Annotated in this window: 3 protein-coding genes; 1 reads left to right on the forward strand and 2 read right to left on the reverse strand. The window is 43.3% G+C overall.

What is annotated here, in order from left to right:
* A partial coding sequence (locus tag R8O11_RS25365; protein WP_318194630.1) for a DUF2238 domain-containing protein occupies positions 1-472 on the forward strand: 472 nt, incomplete at its 5' end.
* Here R8O11_RS25365 and cutA read toward each other — a convergent pair.
* Together cutA and R8O11_RS25375 are read right to left on the reverse strand one after the other, a co-directional pair.
* Positions 434-766 carry a divalent-cation tolerance protein CutA gene (cutA, locus tag R8O11_RS25370; protein ID WP_318194631.1) on the reverse strand — a complete coding sequence of 111 codons (333 nt, stop codon included), beginning with the start codon at positions 764-766 and terminating at the stop codon, positions 434-436. The two genes, R8O11_RS25365 and cutA, sit on opposite strands and share 39 nt — an antisense overlap.
* Positions 767-774: 8 nt before the next feature.
* A partial coding sequence (locus R8O11_RS25375; RefSeq protein WP_318194632.1) for a hypothetical protein occupies positions 775-1,015 on the reverse strand: 241 nt, incomplete at its 5' end.

Here is a 1,015-nt window from a genome sequence, read left to right on the forward strand (position 1 = left end):
CATTGCGATTTGGGCGATTGCGATTCGCTACCAGTTCAGCAACACCGCTTACCTTTTGATGTTTATTTGGTTGTGCCTACACACCATTGGCGCGAAATACACCTTCGCTGAAGTGCCGTTTGATTGGTTCAATAACCTAATTGGATCAGAGAGAAACAATTTTGATCGCGTAGCCCACTTTGCGATTGGTTTATATGCCTACCCGATCGCTGAGTATTTGATTCGCAACAAAAAATTCAACCCAACTTTTTCATGCTGGTTTGCGTTGTTTGCCATTATGTCTTTGGCTGCAGGCTACGAAATCATTGAGTGGTGGTATGCCGAACTGGCTGGTGGCGATGAAGGCATTGCCTTCCTAGGCTCCCAAGGAGACATTTGGGATGCCCAGAAAGACATGTTGTGTGATACGACGGGTGCCATACTGTCGTTGTTTTTAATGTCGGCTCAACGTCGCTTCGCGAAGCCATTCTAAATACGGATTAAAACCATCCACGATAGGAACCTGTACGATTTGAGCTACCTCGTATTCGTGCAGGTTTTCAATTTTTTCTTCCACTAACTCGTAAAGTTCACGTCGTGTTTTGATGATGAGTAACCATTCGTGATCAGTACAAACTTCCCCTTTCCAAACATAATGGCTCTCAATTGGCATCGTCTGAATACACGCCGCTAATTGAGCTTCTAATAAACCTTTGATGATTTCATCGCGATTTTTTTCATTATTGGTGGTACTTAACACCATGCAGCAATCGTTTTGTTGGCTCATTATTTTTCCTACTTCATTGTCACTTTTCCGCCAATCATCTTAAACGCAGGCGTACCTCTGACTAACGTATCTCGTGCAAACTCTTGCCCGCAGCTCGGGCAAAAACAAGGGGTTTGAGTGTAATCTTCTACAATGCGTTCTTTAAAGCACTTCACTAATGCCCCTTTACCGCCTTTGCGATATTTAAACAGCTGCGTTTTACATTTTGCACAAAATATCTCGACTGTTTTGGTCGGTTGCTTCTTATTC

Source organism: Vibrio sp. 1288 (genome assembly GCF_033344475.1).

What these genes read in the sequence shown, in the direction of transcription:
- cutA (WP_318194631.1), bottom strand. Translation starts at nt 766, where the DNA reads ATGAGCCAACAAAACGATTGCTGCATGGTGTTAAGTACCACCAATAAT.